The organism is Amycolatopsis sp. NPDC104819, from assembly GCF_055583145.1.
This window is the reverse complement of record NZ_JBVJON010000003.1, coordinates 1-21,761: the sequence shown is the minus strand read 5'-3', so window position 1 is coordinate 21,761 and position 21,761 is coordinate 1. Positions and strand designations below refer to the sequence as shown.

Annotated in this window: 16 protein-coding genes; 11 read left to right on the top strand and 5 right to left on the bottom strand. The window is 71.6% G+C overall.

Going from position 1 to position 21,761, the window contains the following annotated elements; translation table 11 throughout:
• The first annotated feature begins 6 nt into the window (after window positions 1-6).
• Window positions 7-3,330, top strand: a complete 3,324-nt coding sequence (gene lysX / locus ACZ63E_RS09165; RefSeq protein ID WP_465335538.1) for a bifunctional lysylphosphatidylglycerol synthetase/lysine--tRNA ligase LysX — start codon at window positions 7-9, stop codon at window positions 3,328-3,330.
• Between the two features lie 64 nt (window positions 3,331-3,394).
• On the top strand, window positions 3,395-3,967 hold the full coding sequence (locus tag ACZ63E_RS09160; RefSeq protein WP_465335537.1) for a hypothetical protein: 573 nt from the start codon (window positions 3,395-3,397) through the stop codon (window positions 3,965-3,967).
• Here ACZ63E_RS09160 and ACZ63E_RS09155 read toward each other — a convergent pair.
• Window positions 3,930-4,376, bottom strand: a complete 447-nt coding sequence (locus ACZ63E_RS09155; protein ID WP_465302828.1) for a MarR family winged helix-turn-helix transcriptional regulator — start codon at window positions 4,374-4,376, stop codon at window positions 3,930-3,932. The genes ACZ63E_RS09160 and ACZ63E_RS09155 overlap by 38 nt on opposite strands.
• A gap of 73 nt (window positions 4,377-4,449) precedes the next feature.
• On the opposite strand from ACZ63E_RS09155, the gene ACZ63E_RS09150 reads away from it, so the two are divergent.
• Together ACZ63E_RS09150 and ACZ63E_RS09145 are read left to right on the top strand one after the other, a co-directional pair.
• Window positions 4,450-5,676, top strand: coding sequence for an MFS transporter (locus tag ACZ63E_RS09150; RefSeq protein ID WP_465335536.1), 1,227 nt, complete (start codon window positions 4,450-4,452; stop codon window positions 5,674-5,676).
• Entirely contained in the window at window positions 5,639-6,229 is a 591-nt protein-coding gene (locus ACZ63E_RS09145; RefSeq protein WP_465335535.1) for a DinB family protein, read from the top strand. Before ACZ63E_RS09150 ends, ACZ63E_RS09145 begins: the two co-directional genes overlap by 38 nt.
• 160 nt (window positions 6,230-6,389) lie before the next feature.
• On the opposite strand, the gene ACZ63E_RS09140 is transcribed toward ACZ63E_RS09145, so the two are convergent.
• Entirely contained in the window at window positions 6,390-6,923 is a 534-nt protein-coding gene (locus tag ACZ63E_RS09140; protein WP_465335534.1) for a methylated-DNA--[protein]-cysteine S-methyltransferase, read from the bottom strand.
• Between the two features lie 92 nt (window positions 6,924-7,015).
• On the opposite strand from ACZ63E_RS09140, the gene ACZ63E_RS09135 reads away from it, so the two are divergent.
• Window positions 7,016-8,359, top strand: coding sequence for a S8 family peptidase (locus tag ACZ63E_RS09135; RefSeq protein ID WP_465335533.1), 1,344 nt, complete (start codon window positions 7,016-7,018; stop codon window positions 8,357-8,359).
• A 7-nt stretch (window positions 8,360-8,366) separates the two neighbouring features.
• Complete coding sequence (locus ACZ63E_RS09130) at window positions 8,367-8,981, top strand: VOC family protein (protein WP_465335532.1); 615 nt, start codon at window positions 8,367-8,369, stop codon at window positions 8,979-8,981.
• Here the strand turns inward: ACZ63E_RS09130 and ACZ63E_RS09125 are convergent.
• Together ACZ63E_RS09125 and secA2 are read right to left on the bottom strand one after the other, a co-directional pair.
• Window positions 8,978-10,699: an NAD+ synthase gene (locus ACZ63E_RS09125; protein WP_465335531.1), complete on the bottom strand. Its 1,722-nt coding sequence runs from the start codon at window positions 10,697-10,699 to the stop codon at window positions 8,978-8,980. The genes ACZ63E_RS09130 and ACZ63E_RS09125 overlap by 4 nt on opposite strands.
• Before the next feature lie 102 nt (window positions 10,700-10,801).
• On the bottom strand, window positions 10,802-13,141 hold the full coding sequence (gene secA2, locus ACZ63E_RS09120; RefSeq protein WP_465335530.1) for an accessory Sec system translocase SecA2: 2,340 nt from the start codon (window positions 13,139-13,141) through the stop codon (window positions 10,802-10,804).
• 155 nt (window positions 13,142-13,296) lie between these two features.
• On the opposite strand from secA2, the gene ACZ63E_RS09115 reads away from it, so the two are divergent.
• Together ACZ63E_RS09115 and ACZ63E_RS09110 are read left to right on the top strand one after the other, a co-directional pair.
• Entirely contained in the window at window positions 13,297-14,859 is a 1,563-nt protein-coding gene (locus ACZ63E_RS09115) for an alpha/beta hydrolase (RefSeq protein ID WP_465335529.1), read from the top strand.
• Window positions 14,844-16,304 carry an alpha/beta hydrolase gene (locus tag ACZ63E_RS09110; RefSeq protein WP_465335528.1) on the top strand — a complete coding sequence of 487 codons (1,461 nt, stop codon included), beginning with the start codon at window positions 14,844-14,846 and terminating at the stop codon, window positions 16,302-16,304. Before ACZ63E_RS09115 ends, ACZ63E_RS09110 begins: the two co-directional genes overlap by 16 nt.
• On the opposite strand, the gene ACZ63E_RS09105 is transcribed toward ACZ63E_RS09110, so the two are convergent.
• Window positions 16,301-16,963, bottom strand: a complete 663-nt coding sequence (locus tag ACZ63E_RS09105) for an LppX_LprAFG lipoprotein (protein WP_465335527.1) — start codon at window positions 16,961-16,963, stop codon at window positions 16,301-16,303. The two genes, ACZ63E_RS09110 and ACZ63E_RS09105, sit on opposite strands and share 4 nt — an antisense overlap.
• Before the next feature lie 88 nt (window positions 16,964-17,051).
• Here ACZ63E_RS09105 and ACZ63E_RS09100 point away from each other — a divergent pair, with 88 nt between their 5' ends.
• The 3 genes from ACZ63E_RS09100 to ACZ63E_RS09090 all read left to right on the top strand — a co-directional run bounded on the left by ACZ63E_RS09100 (window position 17,052) and on the right by ACZ63E_RS09090 (window position 21,302).
• The gene (locus ACZ63E_RS09100; protein ID WP_465302806.1) at window positions 17,052-18,332 is read left to right on the top strand and encodes an MFS transporter; all 1,281 of its coding nucleotides are present in this window, start codon (window positions 17,052-17,054) and stop codon (window positions 18,330-18,332) included.
• Between the two features lie 61 nt (window positions 18,333-18,393).
• Window positions 18,394-19,737 carry a type I glutamate--ammonia ligase gene (gene glnA, locus ACZ63E_RS09095; RefSeq protein ID WP_465335526.1) on the top strand — a complete coding sequence of 448 codons (1,344 nt, stop codon included), beginning with the start codon at window positions 18,394-18,396 and terminating at the stop codon, window positions 19,735-19,737.
• The gene (locus tag ACZ63E_RS09090; RefSeq protein WP_465335525.1) at window positions 19,737-21,302 is read left to right on the top strand and encodes an amidase; all 1,566 of its coding nucleotides are present in this window, start codon (window positions 19,737-19,739) and stop codon (window positions 21,300-21,302) included. The genes glnA and ACZ63E_RS09090 overlap by 1 nt, the downstream gene beginning before the upstream one ends.
• Window positions 21,303-21,761 lie beyond the last annotated feature (459 nt).

Genomic DNA, 21,761 nt, shown 5'->3' with positions numbered 1-21,761 from the left:
CCAACCATGGGAAACCTCGCGAGCACGCGTCCGCGCGTTCGGCCCTGGAAGGCGAAGGCGGGCGGCGTCGTCGCGACCGTGGTCCAGCTGGCCGCGGTGTTCTCCGTGGTCCTGCTGTTCGCCGGCGGCGCGCACGGACGCTTGCTCAACGGCATCGACATGGCGTTCTCCAGCCTCAGCGTGCCGACCAGCGCGAGCCTGGTCATGGTGCTGCTGCTGGTCGTGCTGGGGGCCGCGCTGCGCCGTCGCAAGAAGGCCGCGCTGTACACGCTGGTGCTGTTCCAGGTCGGCGGGCTGCTGCTCACGCTGGCCCTGCAGGCGACGCTGCTGTGGTCACCCGAGCTGCTCTCGCTCGGGTCGCGGCAGGTCCGGCACATCCCGGTGCAGCTCTGGGCCCTCACCGCGGCCGACGTGCTGTCGGTCGGGCTGATCGTGTTCCTGCTCGCGCTGCGCCCGGCCTTCCCGGCCCGGCTCGCGCCGAGCGCCTGGCGCGACGGCCTGACCATGCTGTTCGGCGGGTTCGCCGTGGTCATCCTGGTCGGCTGGGGGCTGGCGGAGGCCTTCCCCGGCCACCTCGGCGACACGTGGGAGCGCTTCGCCTGGGTCGTGAACCACGCCACCGGTGAGAACCTGCAGCTGCGCCGGATCGGCGTCGGCGAGGGGCCGGGCTGGCTGGACGCGCTCATCGACCTCACCGCGACGCTCGTCGCCGCCGGGGCCCTCTACATGCTCTTCCGCGGGGTGCGCAGCCGCCGCCTGCGCACGGACGACGAGGAGCTGCGGGTGCGTCAGCTGCTCGCCGAGCACGGCGAGGACGACTCGCTCGGCTACTTCGCGACCCGGCGCGACAAGAGCGTCGTCTTCTCGCCGAACGGCCGCGCGGCCGTGACGTACCGCGTGCTCGGCGGCACCAGCGTGGCGAGCGCCGACCCGGTCGGCGACCCCGAGTCGTGGCCGGACGCCGTCCGCGCGTGGCTCGACGAGACGCGCACCTACGGCTGGACACCGGGGGTGCTCGGCGCCAGCGAGGCCGGCGCGAAGGTCTACACCGACGCCGGCCTGCGCGCTCTGGAGATCGGCGACGAGGCGGTGCTCGACGTCCGCGAGTTCAGCCTCGCCGGGCCCGAGCGGCGGTCCGTGCGCCAGGCCGTCAAACGCATCGAGCGTGCCGGCTACACCTCGCAGGTCCGCCGGCACGGCGAGATCCCCGACGCGGAGATGACCGAGCTCCTCGCGCGGGCCCAGGCCTGGCGCGGCGCCGAGACCGAACGCGGGTTCTCGATGGCGCTGGGCCGCCTCGGCGACGCGAGTGACGGCCGCAGCGTGATGGTCGAGGCCTACGACGCCCGGGGTGAGCTGCGCGGGCTGCTGTCGTTCGTCCCGTGGGGCCGGCGGGGGCTTTCGCTCGACCTCATGCGCCGCGACCGCGACGCCGAGAACGGCCTCAACGAGTACATGATCGCCGAGGTCGTCGCGGCCGCGCAGCACCTCGGCGCGCAGCGGATCTCGCTGAACTTCGCGATGTTCCGCGCGGTGTTCTCCGAAGGCGAGCGGATCGGCGCGGGGCCGGTGCTGCGGGCCTGGCGCGGGGTCCTGAGCCTCGCTTCGCGGTTCTTCCAGCTGGAGTCGCTGTACCGGTCGAACGCCAAGTACGGGCCGGACTGGGAGCCGCGGTTCCTCTGCTACTCCTCGGCCCGGCGGCTCCCGCGGGTCGGCATCGTCGCGGGCGCGCTCGAGGGGTTCGTCCCGACCGGACGGTCGCGGTCGCTGCGGCTGGAGACGGTCGGCGACGAGTTCGTCGCGCGCGTCAAGGAGATCGAGGCCTCTGCGGCCACCCCGGCCGCGCGGGCGGTGCGGCGGCCCGAGCAGGTCCGCGTCCGCATCGCGAAGCTCGCCAAGCTGCGCGAGTCCGGCATCGACCCGTACCCGGTCGGCTTCCGCCGCGACGACCACATCGGCGATGTCGTCGCGAAGTTCGGCGCACTGGCCCCGGACACCGCCACCGGCCACCGCGTCCGCATCGCCGGGCGGGTGCTGGCGATGCGCATCCTCGGCGGGCTGTGCTTCGCCCGCGTCAAGGACTTCAGCGGCGAGATCCAGCTGATGCTGGACGCGGGCCAGCTGGACCTCACCGGCTGGCGGACCGGCGTCGACCTCGGTGACCACGTCGGGGTCAGCGGCCAGGTCGTGACGTCGAAGCGCGGCGAGCTCTCGGTGCTCGTCGACGAGTGGACGGTCACCGCGAAGTGCCTGCATCCCTTGCCGGACAAGCGGAAGGGCCTCACCGACCCGGAGACGCGGGTGCGGCAGCGCTACCTCGACCTCGCCGTCAACCCGGATTCGACGGCGATGCTGCGGCTGCGCTCCACCGTCGTCCGCGCGGTGCGCGACCGGCTGCACCACGCCGACTACCTCGAGGTCGAGACGCCGATGCTGCAGACGGTGCACGGCGGCGCCAACGCCCGCCCGTTCGTCACGCACATCAACGCCTACGACATGCGGATGTACCTGCGGATCGCGCCCGAGCTCTACCTCAAGCGGCTGTGCGTCGCCGGCGTCGAGCGGGTCTTCGAGCTCAACCGCAACTTCCGCAACGAAGGTGTCGACGCGACGCACAACCCCGAGTTCACGATGCTCGAGGCGTACCAGGCCTACGCCGACTACGACTCGATGCGCGTCCTGACCCGCGAGCTCATCCAGCACGCGGCCGAAGCGGCGTACGGCGCCCAGGTCGTGCGCCGGCCCGACGCGGCCGGAAAGCTCGTCGAGCACGACATCTCCGGCGACTGGCCGGTCGTCCCGGTCCACGAAGCCGTCTCCGCGGCGCTGGGCGAGCGGATCGACTCGGGCACCTCCGTGGCCGAGCTGCGCCGGCTGTGCGTCGCCGCGGGCGTGCCGGTGGGGGAGAACCCGAGCCACGGCGACCTCGTGCTCAAGGCCCACGAGCACCTCGTCGAAGGCTCGACCGTGCTGCCGACGTTCTACACGGACTACCCGACGGACGTCTCGCCACTGACCCGCCAGCACCGCACCGACCCGCTGCTGGCCGAGCGGTGGGACCTCATCGCGTTCGGCTCCGAGGTCGGCACGGCCTACACCGAGCTGACCGACCCGATCGAGCAGCGGCGGCGGCTGGAGGCGCAGTCCCTGCGCGCGGCCAGCGGCGACGTCGAGGCGATGGAGCTGGACGAGGACTTCCTGCTGGCCCTGGAGCACGGGATGCCGCCGACCGGCGGCCTCGGCCTGGGCGTCGACCGGCTGCTCATGATGCTCACCGGAGCCTCGATCCGCCAGACGGTCCTGTTCCCCTTCGTCCGTCCGCACGCGTAACGAGTCAGTCGACCCGGCCGGCGTCACACCGCCAGGACGCCGGGGGTCGCTTACTGTGTGCCTCGTGCGCACGGCTCGGATCGCCTCGGCCCTCCTCATGGGACTGGCCGTGCTGGCGTATTCGGGATGGCTGCTGGAGTTCTTCCTCCCGACGGGCGTCTCGCCGGTGCACGACCCGGTCGAGGCGCTGCTGACCGGCCCGCCGGTGTTCCGCGTGCTGCTCGCCGTCTCGGGGGTCGCGTTCGTGCTCGCCGGGCCGCCGCTGAACCGGCTCGGCCCGGTCCACTGGACGGCGCGGCTCAGCTCGATCTCGGTGAGCGGGTTCGGCGCCGTCGCGTTGCTGCAGGTCGCCTATCCCGGGCAGAGCGGGCTGCTGTCGTCGCTGGCGACCGTGGTGCTCACCGTCGGCGTGGTCAGCCTGATCCTGTGGTGGCCGCCGGGCTGGCGGGCGCTCGCCGTCGCCGGGCTCGTCGTCGTGCTGCTCACCTGGGCCGCCGTGGTGCTCGCGCGGCAGCTGGACACGGCCGAAGGCGTGGTAACGCGCGTTCAGCAGGTGGTGCGCGCCGCCCTCTACGGCGTAGGCGGGGCGTACGCCTTCATCAAGCCTGCGCCCCGACATGCGCCTCGAGGCGGCTGAGCAGCTCCAGCAAGGTCTTGCGCTCGGCCGGGTCGAGCACGCTGAACGTGTCGTCGGCGTGCCCGTGCTGGATCCGCTCGATCTCCGTCAGCCGCGCGCGGCCGGCGTCGGTGACGGCCAGCAGGCTCGCGCGCCGGTCGGTCGGGTCGGGTTCACGCCGCAGCAGGCCGTCCCGCTCCAGCGCGTCGACCGCTGAGGTGATCGCGCGGCCGGTCACCCCGAGGCGGCGTTTGACCTCGCCCATCCGCGGCCGGTCGCCGAGCAGGTCGACCATCAGCAGCAGCTGGACCTGGGCCGTCGGCCAGCCGCGCCGGGCGTAGGGCGCGCCCGCGTACCGGCGCAGGACGTGGGTGATGCGCCGCAGCGCGTCGGCCAGCTCCGCGCCGGTGGGGATGTTCTCGGTTGACACACCTCCGACTCTACCCGCAAAGTATATAGACGAAATTGATACTAACTACTTTGCATCTAACTCTGGGGGAACTGTGTCGTTGTGGCGGAACCGGACGTTCGTGCTGCACACCACGGGGGTGACGATCTCGGCCCTGGGCACCGCGGGCGCCCAGGTCGCGGTGGTCTTCGCGGTGCTGGGGATGGGTGGTTCAGCGGGGGACGTCGGGGTGGTCGGCGTCTGCGGGCTCGTGCCGGCGCTGGCGTTCTTCCTGGTCGGCGGGGTGGTCGCCGACCGGTGGCCGCGCAACCGTGTGCTGGTCGGCACGAGCGTCGGGTCGGCGGTGGTCCAGGCCGGGCTCGGGGTGGCGGTCCTGACCGGCCAGGCGCGGCTCGCGCACGTCGCGGTCGCGGCCGCGTTGACCGGCGTCGCGACGGCGTTCGCTAGGCCGGCCGCGCAGGGCCTGCTGTTGCGCGACCTGAGCTGGGAGGAGGGGCCGCGCGCGTTCGCCGCGTTCCGGCTGGCCCTGAACCTGGCCCAGATCGGCGGCGCGTCCCTCGGCGGGCTGGTGGTCGCGGCCACCGGGCCCGGCTGGACGCTGGTGGCGGACGCGCTCACGTTCGTCGTGGCCGTTGTGCTCGGGCTGGCGATCCGGATCGAAGGCACGTTCAGCGCCCGGACCGGGGTGCTGCGCGAGCTGCGCGAGGGCTGGACCGAGTTCCGGTCGCACCGCTGGCTGGCGCCGATGGTCGTCCAGTTCGCGGCGGTCAACGCGCTGGCCGTCGGGGCGTACGAGCTGGTGCTCGGCCCGGTCGTGGCGGCCGACGCGGCCGCGTGGGGGCTGATCATGGCCTGCGACGCGACCGGCATGGTGCTGGGCGGCCTCCTGCTGCTGACCTGGACGCCGTCGCGCCGCTGGGCGGTCGGCGGGGGCGCGCTCACGGCCGCGCCCCTGGTCGCGATGACGTGCGGCGCCCCGGTCTTCCTCGTGTGCCTCGCGGCAGGACTGGCCGGCGTGGGCGTCGAGGTGTTCGGCGTCGGGCTGATGACGCTGCTGCGGCAGCACGTGCGCCACGACCGGCTGTCGCGGGTCTCGGCGTACCAGTCCCTGGCCGGGTTCGGGCTGACCCCGGCGGGCACGGCACTGGCCGGCCCGCTGGCGGCGTGGACGGGCGCCCGCGGGGCGCTCGCGATCGCCGCCGCGCTGCTCTTGGCCGTTTCCGCCGGAAATGTCGGTGGCGGGTGGCACGATTCCGGAAACGGACTCGAAGGAGATGGTCTTGATGGCGGGAAACGTGCCTCCGGTGGCCGACGAGCGTGACGGGCTGCTGCGGTTCCTGGAGCAGCAGCGCTATGTCCTCAAGCTGGCCGCACACGGGCTCACGGACGATCAGGCGAGACGCACGCCGACGAAGAGCGCGCTCTCGGTGGGCGGGCTGGTCAAGCACGTCGCGACGACCGAGGACGGCTGGCTCGACATCATCCTGCAGCTGCCGCAGAAGCCGTTCGGCGAAGGTATGGCGGCGTACCAGGCGGGCTACCGGCTGGGTCCCGAGGAGACACTGGAGAGCGTGCTCGCGCGCTACGACGAGGTCGCGGCCCGCACCGCCGAGGTCATCGGCCGGATCGACGATCTCGGCCGCCCGGTCCCGGTCCCGAAGGGGGTGCCCTGGTACCCGCAGGACGTCGAGGCGTGGTCGGTCCGCTGGGTGCTGCTGCACCTGATCGAGGAGACCGCGCGCCACGCGGGCCACGCGGACATCATCCGCGAGCACGTCGACGGCGGCACGGCGATCCCCCTGATGGCGGCGGCCGAAGGCTGGCCGGAGACCCCGTGGGTCAAACCCTGGACCCCGGAAACCCAGCCCGCCTGACCACCCGTGTCGTCCATCCAGGCACGCGTGTCGTCCGCCTGGGTACGCGTGTCGTCCGTGCCGGCCCGGCGGTCCGTCCCGCCGGGCCGTGTCGACCCTCCAGTCACGCGTGTCGACCCTCCAGTCACGCGTGTCGACCCTTCCCGCACGACCGAACCGGTCAGAACAGGGTCGGCTCGTCCGCCAGCGCGCCTTCGATCACGAGCATCCGGCGCTTGGTCGCGACCCCGCCGCGGGCCGAGAACCCGCCGTCCTTGCCGCCGGCCGCCATGACCCGGTGGCACGGCACGACGATCGGGAACGGGTTGTTCCCCATGGCCTGCCCGACGGCCTGCGCCGACCCGGGCAGACCCAGCCGGTGCGCGATGTCGCCGTAGGTCAGGGTCTTGCCGGGCGGGATGGCCCGCGCGATCTCGTACGCCCGGCGGTTGAACTCCGGCACGCCCGAAAGGTCCAGCCGGATCGACGTCAGGTCGTCCCGCGCGCCGTTCAGCAGCGCGACGATCCCGTCGACCGCCGCCCGGACCGGTGCGGGCGGCGGGCCTTCGACGGCGTCCGGGAACCGTCCGGCCAGCCGGGCGCGCATCCCGGCGGCGCCTCCGTCGGGCAGCGACGTCCCGATGAGGACGTCGTCCCGCCACGCCAGCCCGCACGGCCCGATCGCCGTGTCGAACACCGTGAACCCCGTTGTCATGCGTTCAGCCTACGACTGAAGAGGGGTGCCGCGGATCCGCTGGATCGCTAGGTTCGGTTTGGGTGGTTTGTCGAGTTCGAGGAGGCCGTCAGGTGCGACGCGTGATGCTGGTGGTGGCGGTGCTGCTCGGCCTCACCACAACCCCCGCGGCGGCGACGGCCGACCAGCTCGTGATGCCGCACGTCGTCGTCGCGCACAACACGTGGTGGGCCGAACTGACCGTCCACCGAGCCGGCGGCACCGTAGTCGCGAGCTACCCGCAGATCGGCGTCGTCGTCGCGTACACGGCGAAGGACGACTTCGCCGCGAAGGTCCGCAAGACCCCGGGCATCGACGCCGTCGGGGCGACGCGCACCGCGAAGATCCCGAAGGAGTTCTTCGCGCCTCGCAAGGACGTCCGCTACACCGGCCCGAGCTCGCCGAACTCCGGCCAGGTCCCGCCCGAGGGCACCGCGTGGGACGTCCCGGCGCTGCGCCTGCCCGAAGCGCACCAGGTCACCGAAGGCAGCCGGCGCACCGTCGTCGGTGTGCTCGACGTCGGCGTCGACGACACCCACCCGGACCTGAAACCGGCCTTCGACGCGAAGGACTCCGTGTCCTGCCTCGCCGGCTGGGCCGACCGCAGTCCCGGCGCGTGGCGGCCGACGCTCGACGGCCACGGCACGCACGTCGCGGGCACGATCGCCGCGGCCCGCAACGGATCCGGCGTGCTCGGCGTCGCGCCCGGCACCCGCATCGCCGCGGTGAAGCTCGCCGAGCTCGACGACACCGAGACGGCCGAAAGCATGGTCTGCGGCTTCGTCTGGGCGGCCGAACACGGCTTCGCGATCACCAACAACAGCTACCGCTCGATCCCGTGGCGCTACAACTGCGACGACCAGCCGGACCAGGCCGCGGCCAAGCTCGCCGTCGGCCGCGCGGTCGCCTACGCCCAGCGTCGCAACGTCCTCGTCGTCGCGTCCGCCGGCAACGCCGGGATCAACCTCGACACCCGTTCGGTCGACACCGAGAGCCCGGCCGACAGCACCCCGGTCGAACGCCGCATCGACCCGACGTGCACCCGCCTGCCGCACGAGCTGCCCGGGGTCGTCGGCACCGGCGCGCTCGACGAAAAGTCGCTGAAGGCGAGCTTCTCCAACTACTCGGCGACGCGGATCAGCGTCGCGGCGCCCGGCGCGCGCGTCTGGTCGACCTGGCCGAACGGCGAATACCGCTCGGCGAGCGGGACGTCGATGGCCGCGCCGCACGCGAGCGGCGTCGCCGCGCTGATCGCGAGTGAGCACCCGCGCTGGAGCGCCGAGCGGATCAAGCGCGCGCTCTACGAGACGGCGTCGCCGCTCCCATGCCCCGACACCGTGTGCCAGGCGACGAACCAAGGCACGACCTACTACGGCCACGGAATGGTCGATGCGGCGACCGCGGTCGGCGCGGGATGATGGCGCCGTGCTCGATCACCTCGTCTACGCCGGACCGGACCTCGCCGAGGCCGTCGCCCGCGTCACCGAACTCACCGGAGTCACGCCCGCGCCGGGCGGCAGCCACGTCGGTCTCGGGACCGCCAACCACCTCGCCGACCTCGGCGCGGGGATGTACCTGGAGGTGATCGGCCCGGACCCGGCGCAACCCGAGCCGGAAAACCCGCGCCCCTTCGGCATCGACGATCTCACCGAGCCCGCGCTGGTCGCGTGGGCGGTGCGCACCACGGACCTCGACGCCACCATCGAGCAGGCGAAAGCCCACGGCTTCGACCCGGGTGACGCGCGGGAGATGTCCCGCGAGACCGCCGATGGCGAGCTCCTGCGCTGGCGGCTGACCCCGCCGAGCGCCCCGGGCACGCTCCGCCCGTTCCTCATCGACTGGGGGACCACACCGCACCCGACCACCCGCGGCCTGCCGTCGATCCCGCTGCTGATGGTCACCGGCACCCACCCGGACCCGGCGTCGGTCCAGACGGCGATGGACGCGCTCGGCCTGGAGTTCCTGGTCCGCCGCACCGAAAAGGCGAGCTTGACGGCGGCCCTCCGGTCGCAGGAAGGCCGCCAGGTCGCGTTGAGCTAGGCCTTGCCCTCGCGCCACAGGTTGGTCATCGGGAGCCGCCGGTCACGGCCGAACGCCTTGAACGTGATCTTCGTGCCCGGCGGGTACTGGCGCCGCTTGTACTCGGCCTTGTCGACCATCCGCACCACCCGGTCGATGGTCTCCGGCTCGAACCCGGCGGAGACGAGGTCCGCGTACCCGCGGTCGCCCTCGACGTAGTCGTCGAGGATGTCGTCGAGCAGCGCGTAGTCCGGCAGCGAGTCGGAGTCCATCTGGCCCGGCCGCAGCTCGGCCGACGGCGGCTTCGAGATCGAGTTCTCGGGGATCGGCGGCGTCTCACCGCGCTTCACGGCTTCGGCGTTGCGCCACCGCGCGAGCTGCCAGACGTGCGTCTTGAAGACGTCCTTGATCGGGGCGAACGCGCCGACCGCGTCCCCGTAGATCGTCGAGTACCCGACGGCGAGCTCGGTCTTGTTGCCGGTCGCGAGCACGAGGTGACCGTCCAGGTTGGACAGTGCCATGAGGAGCATGCCCCGCGTCCGCGCCTGGATGTTCTCCTCGGCGAGCCCCGTCAGCGACAGCTGCTCGACGTACACCCGGACCATGTCCTCGACCGGCTCGACGCGGTAGTGCGCCCCGATCCGGCGTGCGAGGTCCTCGGCGTCGTCCTTCGAGTGCCCCGAGGAGTACTTCGACGGCATCGAGACGCCGTAGACGTTGTCGCCGCCCAGCGCGTCCGCTGCCAGCGACGCGCAGACCGCCGAGTCGATGCCGCCGGAGAACCCGAACGTCACCGACGAGAAGCCGTTCTTGTGCACGTAGTCCCGCAGTCCGACGACCAGCGCCGACCACACCTCGGCCTCGTCCGATAGCGGCTCGCTGATCACCGGCTCGGCCGTCGGCTCGTACGCCGGCAGCGGCTCTTCGCCGAGTACACGCCGCGTGACCTGCAGGCCCTCGTACGAACCGTCGCCCGCGTACGCGCTCTTCGGGAGGTCCATGTCCAGCACCAGCAGGTGCTCGACGAACTGCGGCGCCCGCGCCAGCAGCGTCCCGTCCGCGCCGACGACGAGAGAGTCGCCGTCGAACACCAGGTCGTCCTGACCGCCGACCTGGTTGGTGTAGACCAGCGGCGCGCCCGCTTCGGCGGCGCGGCGCGCGATGAGCGGCAGCCGCTGCTCGTCCTTCGAGCGCTCGTACGGCGACGCGTTCGGGGCCACGACGAGGTCGACCCCGGCGTGCCCGAGCGCGGTGATCGGGCCGCCCTCCTGCCAGATGTCCTCGCAGACGACCATGCCGATGTCGAGCCCGTGCAGCCGGACGACGTCGAGCGTGGTGCCCGGCTTGAACCAGCGGTGCTCGTCGAAGACGCCGTAGTTGGGCAGGTGGTGCTTGAACTGCCGCGCGACGACCTCACCGCGGTAGAGCGCCGCGGCCGCGTCGCGCGAGCCGGTCTCGTCGAGGTCGAGGTAGCCGATGTAGGTCAGCACGTCCCCGCAGCCGGCCTCGTCGAGGCGGCGCGCCAGCGACTCGACACCCTGCCGGGAAGCGGCGGCGAAGGTCTTGCGCAGCGAGAGGTCTTCGACGGGGTAGCCGGTCAGGGACATCTCGGGGAAAACGACGACGTGGGCGCCGGCTTCGGCGGCCCGGCGCGTCCAGGCGACGTGCAGGTCGGCGTTGCCGTCGAGGTCACCGACGGTGGGGTTGACCTGGGCGAGCGCGATGCGCAGTTGCGGCATGCCGCCATTCTGTCCCACGGCCACCCGGGCAGCCGAGCGAATGTGGGCGAAATCGAACGGCCCCCGCCCGGCGAACCGGACGGGGGCCTCGACCGCCGAACGCTACTTGCGCTTGATCATGCTCCGGACCTTCTTGATGGTCTGCTCGAAGTCGGAGTCGAACGGGTTGTCGTGCACCAGGTAGGTCCACGTCGTGTTCGCCCGCCGGACGCCGGCCTCGCCGAGGTCGATGCCCTCGTCGGTCAGCTCGGCCTCTTCGAGGGTCTTCGCCGCGCGCGAGTCCGCCTCGGCGATGATCTTGTGGAACTCCGGGATCGCCGCGCGGTGGAACTCGTCGAGCGGGGTCTCCCGCGCCAGCGCGCGCAGGTGGATGCTCTCGCGGACGTCGGTCAGGTACGCCAGGTGGTCGGACCAGAGCTGGTCGACGTGGAACAGCAGCACCTCGCGGCACATCTGTTCCAGCTTCTCCTGGTCGTCGAGCTTTTCCTTCAGCTCGCCGAACTTCTCCGGGTGCGCCTTCTCGAGCTGCTCCGCCGCATACCCGGTGCGAAGCACCTTGTCGCGGTGGGTCAGCAGGTCACGCCGCTGCCGCTCGATCAGCCGCGTGTAGCGCCAGGTGTTGCGGTGGATCTCCAGGTCGACACCCTCGGCGACGCGCTGGGCGTGGTTGAGCTGCCGCAACGCCGCGTTGTCGACGATCTCGCCGGTCTCTTCGTCGTCGGTGATGCCCTCGGGCACGTCCGGCGCGTTCGACAGCACGAGCTCGTCGTTCAGGCTCGCGAAGAAGATCGCGCTGCCCGGGTCGCCCTGGCGGCCGGATCGCCCGCGCAGCTGGCCGTCGAGGCGGCTCGACGGGTACCGCGCGGTGCCGATGACGTGCAGCCCGCCCAGCTCGACGACCTCGTCGCGGGTCGCGCCGTCGGTGCCGCCCAGCCGGATGTCCGTGCCGCGGCCGGCCATCTGTGTGGACACGGTGACCGCGCCCTTCTTGCCGGCCTCGGCGATGATCGCGGCCTCTTGGGCGTCGTTGCGCGCGTTGAGCACGACGCACTCGAGGTCGACCTTCGCCAGCTTCTCGGCCAGCTCTTCGGACTCGGCGACGTCCTGGGTGCCGACGAGGATCGGCCGCCCGGTCTCGTGGACCGTGCGGATCTCCTCTTCGATCGCCCGCAGCTTCTGCGACGGCGACGCGAAGACGCGGTCTTCGAGGTCTTCGCGGACGTTCGGGGTGTTCGGCGGGATGACCGCGACCTCGAGCTCGTAGAACTCGCGCAGCTGCTCGGCGACGGCGACCGCGGTACCGGTCATGCCGGCCACCTCGGGGTAGCGCGCGAGCAGCGCCTGGACGGTGATCGAGTCCAGGATCTCGCCGCGGTCGGTCGCGGTGACCTGCTCCTTCGCCTCGACGGCCGCCTGGAGGCCGTCCGGCCAGCGCTGCAGCTCGGCGACCCGGCCGCGGGCCGCGTTGATGAGCTGCACCTTGCCGTCGCGGACCAGGTAGTCGACGTCGCGGGTGAGCAGCGCGTGCGCGTGCAGGGCGACGTTCACCGCGGGCAGCCGGTCCGAAGCCGTCTCGCCGTAGAGGTCGTCGACCTCCAGGCCGAGCGACTTCGCGACCACGGACGCGCCGGCGTCGGTCAGCCAGGCGTTGCGGCCCTCGCTGTCGGTTTCGTAGTGCAGGTTGAGCCGCAGCCGCCGGACGACCTTCGCGACCTCTTCGTCGGCGTCGGTGTGGTCGATCGAACCGGCCATCACCAGCGGGACGCGGGCCTCGTCGACCAGCACCGAGTCCGCCTCGTCGACGATCGCGACCTCGGGGTCCGGCTGGACGAGGTCGTCGACCGCCGTCACGAGCCGGTCGCGCAGGACGTCGAAGCCGATTTCGGCGACGGCGCCGTACGTGACGTCCTTGCCGTACGCCTCGCGACGCTCTTCGCGCGAGTGCGCGGGCTCGACCCAGCCGACCGTCACGCCGAGGAGGGCGTAGACCGGGCCCATCCACTCCGCGTCGCGCCGGGCCAGGTAGTCGTTGACGGTGACGACGTGAACGCGCTTTCCGCGGATCGCGTACCCGGCCGCCGCCAGCGCGCCCGCGAGCGTCTTGCCCTCACCGGTCTCCATCTGCACGACGTGCTTGGTCAGCAGGCCCATCGTGCCCAGCACCTGCACGTCGAACGCGCGCTCGCCGAGTGCGCGCCGCGCGGCCTCGCGGCCCAGCGCGCACACCTCGATCAGCTGGTTGTCGCCGAAGGCGGTGTCCTTCAGCGTCTCGCGGAGCTTGCCCGCCCGCTCGGTCAGCTCCTCGTCGGAGAGCTTCTCGAGCTCGGGTTCGAGCTTCTCGACTGCGGGCAGCAGTGCTTCGTAGCGGGTCAGCTCGACGCTGCCCGGCCGCTGGATGATCCGGCGGAGCCGCTTGCCCACCCGGCTGATCAGTGCTGCCACCCCTGGTCTCCCGTTCTCTCTCGCTCGACCGGCCTGCCCCACCCAACGTGGCGGTGGTGCGTTCGAGTTCCGCGGCCGGATGGGACGATCCAACCGTGTTCCCTCATCCCAGCGCCAGGTCCGGTAGTCGCCCGATCACCGCAATTGCGACATCCGTGCTGCTAGCGGCCTCGCTGACCGCGTGCACGTCCACCGGCGACACCACGCCGCCCGCGCCGACGACCGAATCGCACCAGCCGTCCGGGCCGGTGCCCGCTGGGCTGGAACGGTTCTACGGCCAGAGCCTGACCTGGGCCGAGTGCGCACCTTACGCGACGTCGGAAGACGCGCGGTCGGCGTTCCAGGCGAAAGACCTCCAGTGCGCCCGGCTGACCGTGCCGCTGGACTACGCCAAGCCGGCCGGCGACACCGTCACGCTGGGCCTGCTCCGGCACAAGGCGTCGGACGAGGGCTCCCGGATCGGGTCGCTGGTCGTCAACCCGGGCGGCCCGGGCGCGTCGGGCATGGTCGCGGCCGCCGGGCTGGTCAAGCCGGCCACCAGCGCCGGCCTGGCCAAGCGCTTCGACCTCGTCGGGTTCGACCCGCGGGGGGTCGGCGCGAGCCGGCCGGCCATCCGCTGCCTGACCGACTCCGAGCGGGACGCCGACCGCGCCGACGACAGCGAGACCGACGGCTCGCCCCAGGGTGTCCTCAAGCAGGAAGCGCAGGAGAAGGACTTCGCCGCGAAGTGCGCCCAGCGCACCGACGACGGCACCGGCATGCTGGCCAACCTCGGCACCCGGGACGTCGCGAAGGACCTGGACGTCCTGCGCTCGGTCCTCGGCGACGAGAAGCTGACCTACCTCGGGTACTCCTACGGCACCCGGATCGGCTCGACCTACGCCGAGGCGTTCCCGAAGAACGTGCGCGCGATGATCCTCGACGGCGCGGTCGACCCGGAGCAGGACGCGGTCGAGTCGCTCGTCGCGCAGGGCCAGGGCTTCGGGACGGCGTTCACGCAGTTTGCCAAGTGGTGTGCCGGTCAGCAGGACTGCGCGCTCGGCCAGGACGCCGGCGCCGCGGTCAAGGCGTTCCAGGAGCTCGTCCGGCCGCTGATCGACTTCCCGGTCCCGGTCGGCGACGGCCGCAAGCTCTCCTACGAGGACGCGACCACCGGTGTCATCCAGGCGCTCTACCAGCAGAGTCTCTGGGAGCCGCTGAACTCGGGCCTCAACGAGCTGAAGCAGCAGCGCGGCGCGACGCTGGAGAAGCTCGCCGACATCTACAACGAGCGTGACTCCACCGGCAAGTACGGCACCACCCAGGACGCCTTCACCGCGATCCGCTGCGTCGACGACCCGCGCGTCACCGACCCGGCCGTCATCCTCAAGGCGCAGGAGGAGTACGTGAAGGTGGCGCCGTTCCTCGACGACGGCCGCCCGGCTTCGGCGGCGCGCGACGCGTGCGCGTTCTGGCCGGTGCCGAACACCTCGCAGCCGCACGTGCCGAACGTCGAAGGCCTGGCGAAGACGCTGGTCATCTCGACGACCAACGACCCGGCGACGCCGTACCAGGCCGGCGTCAACCTCGCGAAGGGTCTGAAGGGCGCGCTGCTCACCTTCGAGGGCACGCAGCACACGGTGTTCCTGCAGGGCGTGAAGTGCGTGGACCAGGCGGGCACGGACTACCTCGTCGACGGCACGGTGCCGCCGGAGGGGACGCGGTGCGCCGGGCAGTAGGCGTCGCCGCGCTGGCGGTGCTGCTGGCGGCGTGCACGAGTGCTCCGGCGCCCGTGCCGTCGCCGCGCCCTCCCGACCTGGGGAAGTTCACCTCGCAGAAGCTCCCGTGGAGTCCCTGCGGCGAGGCTTTGGACTGCGCGCGCCTGACCGTTCCGCTGGACTACGCGGTGCCGGACGGCAAGACCGTCACGGTCGGGCTTCGGCGGCACAAGGCCACGAAGCAGCGCATCGGCTCGCTGGTCGTCGACCCGGGTGGACCGGGCGGCTGGGGGACGGCGACGGCCGCGTCACTCGCGAAGTCGCCTGCCGCCGCGCCCCTGCTCGACCGCTTCGACCTGGTCGGTTTCGACCCGCGCGGCGTCGGCACGAGCGAGCCGCGGATCACCTGTCGCACCGGTGCCGAACAGGACGCGGACCGCGCGTCCGACGTCGAAAGCGATATGTCGCCCGAAGGGGTGAAGAAGCAGCTCGCCGAGACGACCGCGTACGGCGCGAAGTGCGTCGAAGCGACGAAGTACGGCAAGGAGTTCCTCGCGAACGTCGGCACGCGAGACGTCGTACGCGACCTCGACGTCCTTCGCGCCGCGCTCGGCGACGAGAAGCTGACCTACCTCGGCTATTCGTACGGGACGCAGATCGGCGCGGCCTACGCCGAGGCGTATCCGCGCAACGTCCGCGCGCTGCTGCTCGACGGCGCGATCGACCCGGCCCAGGGCCTGGTGGATTCGCTGGTCACGCAGGCCGCGGGCTTCCAGGACGCGCTGAACGAGTTCACCAAGTGGTGCTCGTGCCCGCTGACCGGCGGCACCGAGGGGCTCCAGCGGCTGGCGCGTCCGCTGGTCACGAAGCCGCTCCCGGCCGGGACGCGGAAGCTGTCGTTCGAGGACGCGATCACGGGCACGTTCGCCGGGCTCTACTCACGCGGCGACTGGCCCGCCCTGAAAGCCGCGCTCGAGCAGGTGGCCCAGGGCAACGGCCGCACGCTGCTGGCCTTCGCCGACGACTACTACCAACGTGACCGCGACGGCCAGTACAGCGGCGCGATCGACGCGTACTTCGCCGTCCGCTGCGTCGACCACACCCGCGTCACCGACCGGGCCACGATCGACCGCGCGCACGAGAAGATGCTGGCCGGCGCGCCCTTCCTGGCCGGCGGCACGCCCGACACGAGCGAGCTGGACATCTGCTCGACCTGGCCGGTCCCGCCGACGTCGGCCGAGCACGTCCCGCGGGTCGAAGGGCTGCCGAAGACCCTGGTCGTCTCGACGACGCACGACCCGGCGACGCCGTACCAGCAGGGCGTCGACCTCGCGAAGGACCTCGGCAGTGCCCTGCTCACCTACGAGGGTGTCCAGCACACGGTCTTCCTCGACGGCAACCCGTGCGTCGACCGCGCGGGCATCGCGTACCTGATCGACGGGACCGCCGCCGACACCCGCTGCTAACCGAGGTCGGCGGTCTCGTTCTGCCTGGTCAGGGACAGTTCGAACATCACCGGGCTGAGGTGGTCGCCGGCCGGTGGGACCTGCACCCACAGCCGGGCGAACCGCCGTGGGCCCTCCGCCGAGACCCAGACCTTGACGATGACGTCGTCGTGGATCTGCGGCAGCACGCCGTGCGCGACAGCCGCGGGCACCCGGCCGCCGACCCGCAGCGCGGCGGCGCCGTCGACGTTCTCCCGGCCCTCGGTCTTCGTGTCGGTGACGCCGTCGAGCAGGCGTTTCAGCCCGGCGGCCGGGCCGAGGAACTTCCCGACGTCGTACATCGCCGGGATCCGGCCGCGCGCGATGTCAGGGTCGGTGGTGACTTCGCCGTCCCGGACGGTGAAGCGGAACTTGGTGTGCCCGTCGCCCTCCTGGACGTCGGCCGTGCCGGTCGCGGCCCCGCCGGCGTCGAGGGTCGCGTCGCCTTCGATCTGCCGGAGCGGGAAGCCCGGCAGCACGCCGTTGACCCCCGCCGCGAAGTGCACGCTCCGCACCGAGGCGAACGACGTCGCCGCGTCGCGGACCAGCTCGGCGCCCGCCGGGAACGGCCCCCGTGTGTCCGGCGATCCGGTGCAGCCGGCCGTCAGCAGGAGCACGAGCAGGAGGGCGAAGCGCGACATCCTCCGAGCCTAGTCGTGGCCTGATCCTTGCGGACGATGTCCTTCAGGCCACTTTCCCCGTCACGCGTGCGCGGCGAAACTGCCTCTTGTGACTGTTGAGACCCGCCCTGCCCCGAAGCTGCACCGCGCCTGGCTGATCGCCGGCGCCGCGTTCGTCGCGCTGCTCGCCTCCGCCGGCTTCCGGTCCGCCCCCGGTGTCCTCATCGACCCGCTGCACCAGGAGTTCGGCTGGTCGACGGCCACGATCAGCTCGGCCGTCTCGGTCAACCTCGTGCTCTACGGCCTCTTCGCGCCCTTCGCGGCCGCGCTGATGGAGCGGTTCGGCATCCGCCGCGTCTCGGCGACGGCGTTGTTCGTCATCGCCCTCGGCGCGGCCGGCACGGTGTTCATGACCGCGAGCTGGCAGCTGGTGCTGTGCTGGGGGGTGCTGATCGGCGCGGGCACCGGCTCGATGGCGATGAGCTTCGCCGCGACCGTGGCGGCCCGGTGGTTCGTCCGCAGCCGCGGGGTGGTGACCGGCGTGCTGACCGCGGCGGGCGCCACCGGCCAGCTGATCTTCCTGCCGCTGATCGCGAACCTCGCGGTCGGTTCCGGCTGGCGGACGGCGTCGCTGGTGATCGCGATCGCCGCGCTCGCGGTCGTCCCGGTGGTCCTGCTGGTGATCCGCGACCACCCCGCCGACGTCGGCACGACGGCCTACGGCGCACCCGCCGACACGGTGGTCGAGCGCCCGGCGTCGAAGACCGGCTCGGCCCGCCGCGCGCTTTCGGTACTGGGTCAGGCGGCTCGCACCCGCACGTTCTGGCTGCTGGCGGTCGGCTTCGCGATCTGCGGAGCGACGACGAACGGCCTGGTCGGCACCCACTTCGTCCCGGCCGCGCACGACCACGGCATGCCCCAGACGACGGCGGCGGGCCTGCTCGCCCTGGTCGGCGTCTTCGACGTGGTCGGCACGATCTTCTCCGGCTGGCTCACCGACCGCGTCGACCCGCGGATCCTGCTCGGGGTGTACTACGCCCTGCGCGGCCTCTCGCTGGCGCTGCTGCCGCAGCTGTTCACGAACTCGGTGCAGCCGAGCATGTGGGCGTTCATCCTGTTCTACGGCCTCGACTGGGTGGCCACGGTCCCGCCGACGGTCGCCCTCTGCGTCCGGGCATTCGGCGACGCGGGCCCGATCGTGTTCGGCTGGGTCTTCGCCTGCCACCAGCTGGGCGCGGCGTTCGCGGCATCGGCCGCGGGCCTGGTCCGTGACCAGCTGGGCAACTACAACCTGGCCTGGTATTCGGCGGCGGTCCTGGCGGTGCTCGCATCGGTGGCGTCGCTGGCGATCAAGCGCGCGAAGAAGCCCGTTTCGGTGCTCACGGCGTGACTTGGTCACCCTCGGCGCGTCGTGAAACATCCCGTTAACACGCTGTCGTTAGGGTGCGGCCATGGATCGCCAGCAGGAATTCGTGCTCCGCACGCTCGAGGAGCGCGACATCCGTTTTGTTCGTCTCTGGTTCACCGATGTGCTGGGGTTCCTCAAGTCCGTCGCGGTCGCCCCGGCCGAGCTCGAAGGCGCTTTCACCGAGGGAATCGGCTTCGACGGTTCGGCCATCGAAGGGTTCGCGCGGGTCTACGAATCCGACATGGTGGCCAAACCGGACCCGGCCACGTTCCAGGTCCTGCCCTGGGAGACCCCCGACGGCAGCCCGTACTCGGCCCGCATGTTCTGCGACATCGCGATGCCGGACGGCTCGCCGTCGTGGGCCGACCCGCGGCACGTCCTGCGGCGCCAGCTGTCGAAGGCGGGTGAAGCGGGTTTCACCTGCTACGTCCACCCGGAGATCGAATTCTTCCTCCTCGCGACCCTGCCCGAGGACGGCAGCGAGCCGGAGCCCGCGGACAACGGCGGCTACTTCGACCAGGCCAGCCACGCGACGGCGACGCACTTCCGCCGGCACGCGATCGAGACGCTCGAGGCGATGGGCATCTCGGTCGAGTTCAGCCACCACGAGGGCGCGCCGGGCCAGCAGGAGATCGACCTCCGCTACGCCGACGCGCTGACGATGGCCGACAACGTGATGACGTTCCGTTACGTTGTCAAGGAGGTCGCGCTGACCCAGGGCGTGCGCGCGACGTTCATGCCGAAGCCGTTCACGAACCAGCCCGGCTCCGGGATGCACACCCACATCAGCCTCTTCGAGGGTGATCGCAACGCCTTCTACGACGCCGAGGACCCGCACGAGCTGTCCGAAACCGGCAAGGCGTTCGTCGCCGGCCTGCTGCACCACGCCAAGGAGATCTCCGCGGTCACCAACCAGTGGGTGAACTCCTACAAGCGCCTGATCAGCGGAAGCGAGGCGCCGACGACGGTTTCGTGGGGCCGCGCGAACCGGTCCGCGCTCGTCCGCGTCCCGATGTATTCACCCGGAAAGGCGTCATCCCGACGGGTGGAGATCCGTACGCTGGACTCGGCGTGCAACCCGTATCTCGCGTACTCGGTCATCCTCGCCGCCGGGCTCAAGGGGATCGAGAAGGGTTACGAGCTGCCGCCACCCGCCGAGGACAACATCTGGCAGCTGAGCGACTCCGAGCGGCGCGCCGCCGGTTACGCGCAGTTGCCCCAGAACCTGGGGGAGGCGCTGGCCGAGATGGAGAAGTCCGAGCTCCTGCCGGAAGCCCTCGGCGAGCACGTCTACGACTTCTTCCTCCGAAACAAGCGGGTGGAATGGGACAACTACCGCAGCGCGGTCACCCCGTACGAGCTCCGCACCCTGTTGCCGGTGCTCTGATGAGGCGGCGGCCGGTGTTCCTCGCGATCCTGGCCGCCGCACTCGTGCTCGTCCCGACGGCGCCGGTCGCGTCCGCGTCGTCGAAGTTCGACCTCGACGCGGCCGACATCCCTTCGCTGCAGGCGCGGATGGCGTCCGGCCGGCTCACCGCGGTGAACCTGACCAGCACTTATCTCGACCGGATCCACCGCATCGACGGCAAGGTCAACGCGGTCCTGGCGCTGAACCCGGCGGCCTTGAGCCAGGCCGCCGCCAGTGATGCCCGACGTCGGGCGCACCACCTGCGCGGCCCGCTCGACGGCATCCCGGTGCTGGTCAAGGACAACGTCGACACGCGCGACCAGTGGACAACCGCGGGATCGCGGGCCCTCCGCAGCTACCCGGCGAAAGACGCCACGTTGATCACCCGGTTGCGTGACGCCGGCGCGGTGATCCTCGGCAAGGCGAACCTCTCGGAGTGGGCGAACTTCCGCGCCGCGAAGCCGACGTCCGGCTGGTCGGGCGTCGGTGGCCAGACGAACAACCCGTACGTGCTGGACCGCAACCCGTGCGGGTCGTCCGCCGGGTCCGCGGCCGGCGTCGCCGCGTCGCTGGCCCAGGTCGCGATCGGCTCCGAGACCGACGGCTCGATCGTCTGCCCCGCGGGGATGACCGCCACGGTCGGGCACAAACCGAGCCTCGGCCTGGTCAGCCGCACCGGCGTGGTGCCGATTTCGGCCGAGCAGGACACGGCGGGCCCGATCGCCCGCAACGTCGTCGACGTCGCGCTGACGCTGTCGGTCCTGCAGGGGAGGGATCCCGCGGACCCGGCGACCCTGCAGTACCCGCGCACCCAGCCGACGGACTACGCGAAGCTGCTCCGGCCGGGCGTCCTGCGCGGCGCGCGGATCGGGCTGTGGCGGCTGCCCGTGCTCGGCTCGTCGACCGACGCCGTCATGACGTCCGCGCGGAACGCCCTGGTCAAGGCCGGTGCGACCGTGGTCGAGGTGACTCCGCCGTACCAAGCGCGGCTTGGTGAGCTGGAGTTCCCGGCGCTGCTCACGGAGTTCCACCGCGACATCGACGCCTACCTCGCGACGCGTCCCCGCGGCCCGCGGAACCTGGCCGAGCTCATCGCCTACAACCGCGCCGACCCGCTGGAGCGGACGTGCTTCGCCGGCCAGGAGCTGTTCGAGCAGGCGCTGGCCGCGCCGCCGCCGACCGACCCGGGATACCTCGCCGGCCGCGCGGAGCTGTCGGACCTGGCCCGCCGGTCCCTCGACGAGACGCTGGCGAAGTACCGCCTCGACGCGATCGTGTCGCCGACGAACCCGCCGGCGTGGAAGACCGACTGCGCGGTGGGGGACAACGACGTCATCCCGTCGTCGACCCCGGCCGCGGTCGCGGGGTATCCGGACGTCACCGTGCCCGCGGGGTTCGCCGGACCGCTCCCGGTGGGCATTTCGTTCATGGGCGCCCGGTGGTCGGACGCCCGGATGCTGGCGCTCGCCGCGGACTTCTCGCGGGTGGTTCCGGCGCGGGTCCCGCCGAGCTACTTGGCGACGGTGCCGGCCGCGGGTCGATGAACACGCTCTGACCTGCGGTATTGGCGTTAAGTGACCCCCCTGTTCGGGACCGGTTTCAGGGCATGTAATCTTCTCTTCGTCGCCAGGAACACCGGGTCGCCCCGGGGCCGCAAGCCCCGAAGATCCGGCCGGGCCGAGCGGGTTGACACCGCGGATCGGACCGGGTAATGTTCAGCGTCGGCCCACGAGCGGCCGCCGAATCCCTACGACTAGCATCGTAGGCTGAGGCATGCTCGACCAAAAGCTCTGAATATCGCTTGGAACAACTGCCGAGGATATAACCGCCGATAAGGTGGTTAGTCCAGAGTGTGTTGCTTGAGAACTCAACAGTGTGCTAGTGAACTAAGCCAGTAGAGCTTATGTATTGAACCTCGTATGAGGTTCCTTTGAGAGCAAGTATTTTGCCTCGATTAAACTGTTCATTGTTGGAGAGTTTGATCCTGGCTCAGGACGAACGCT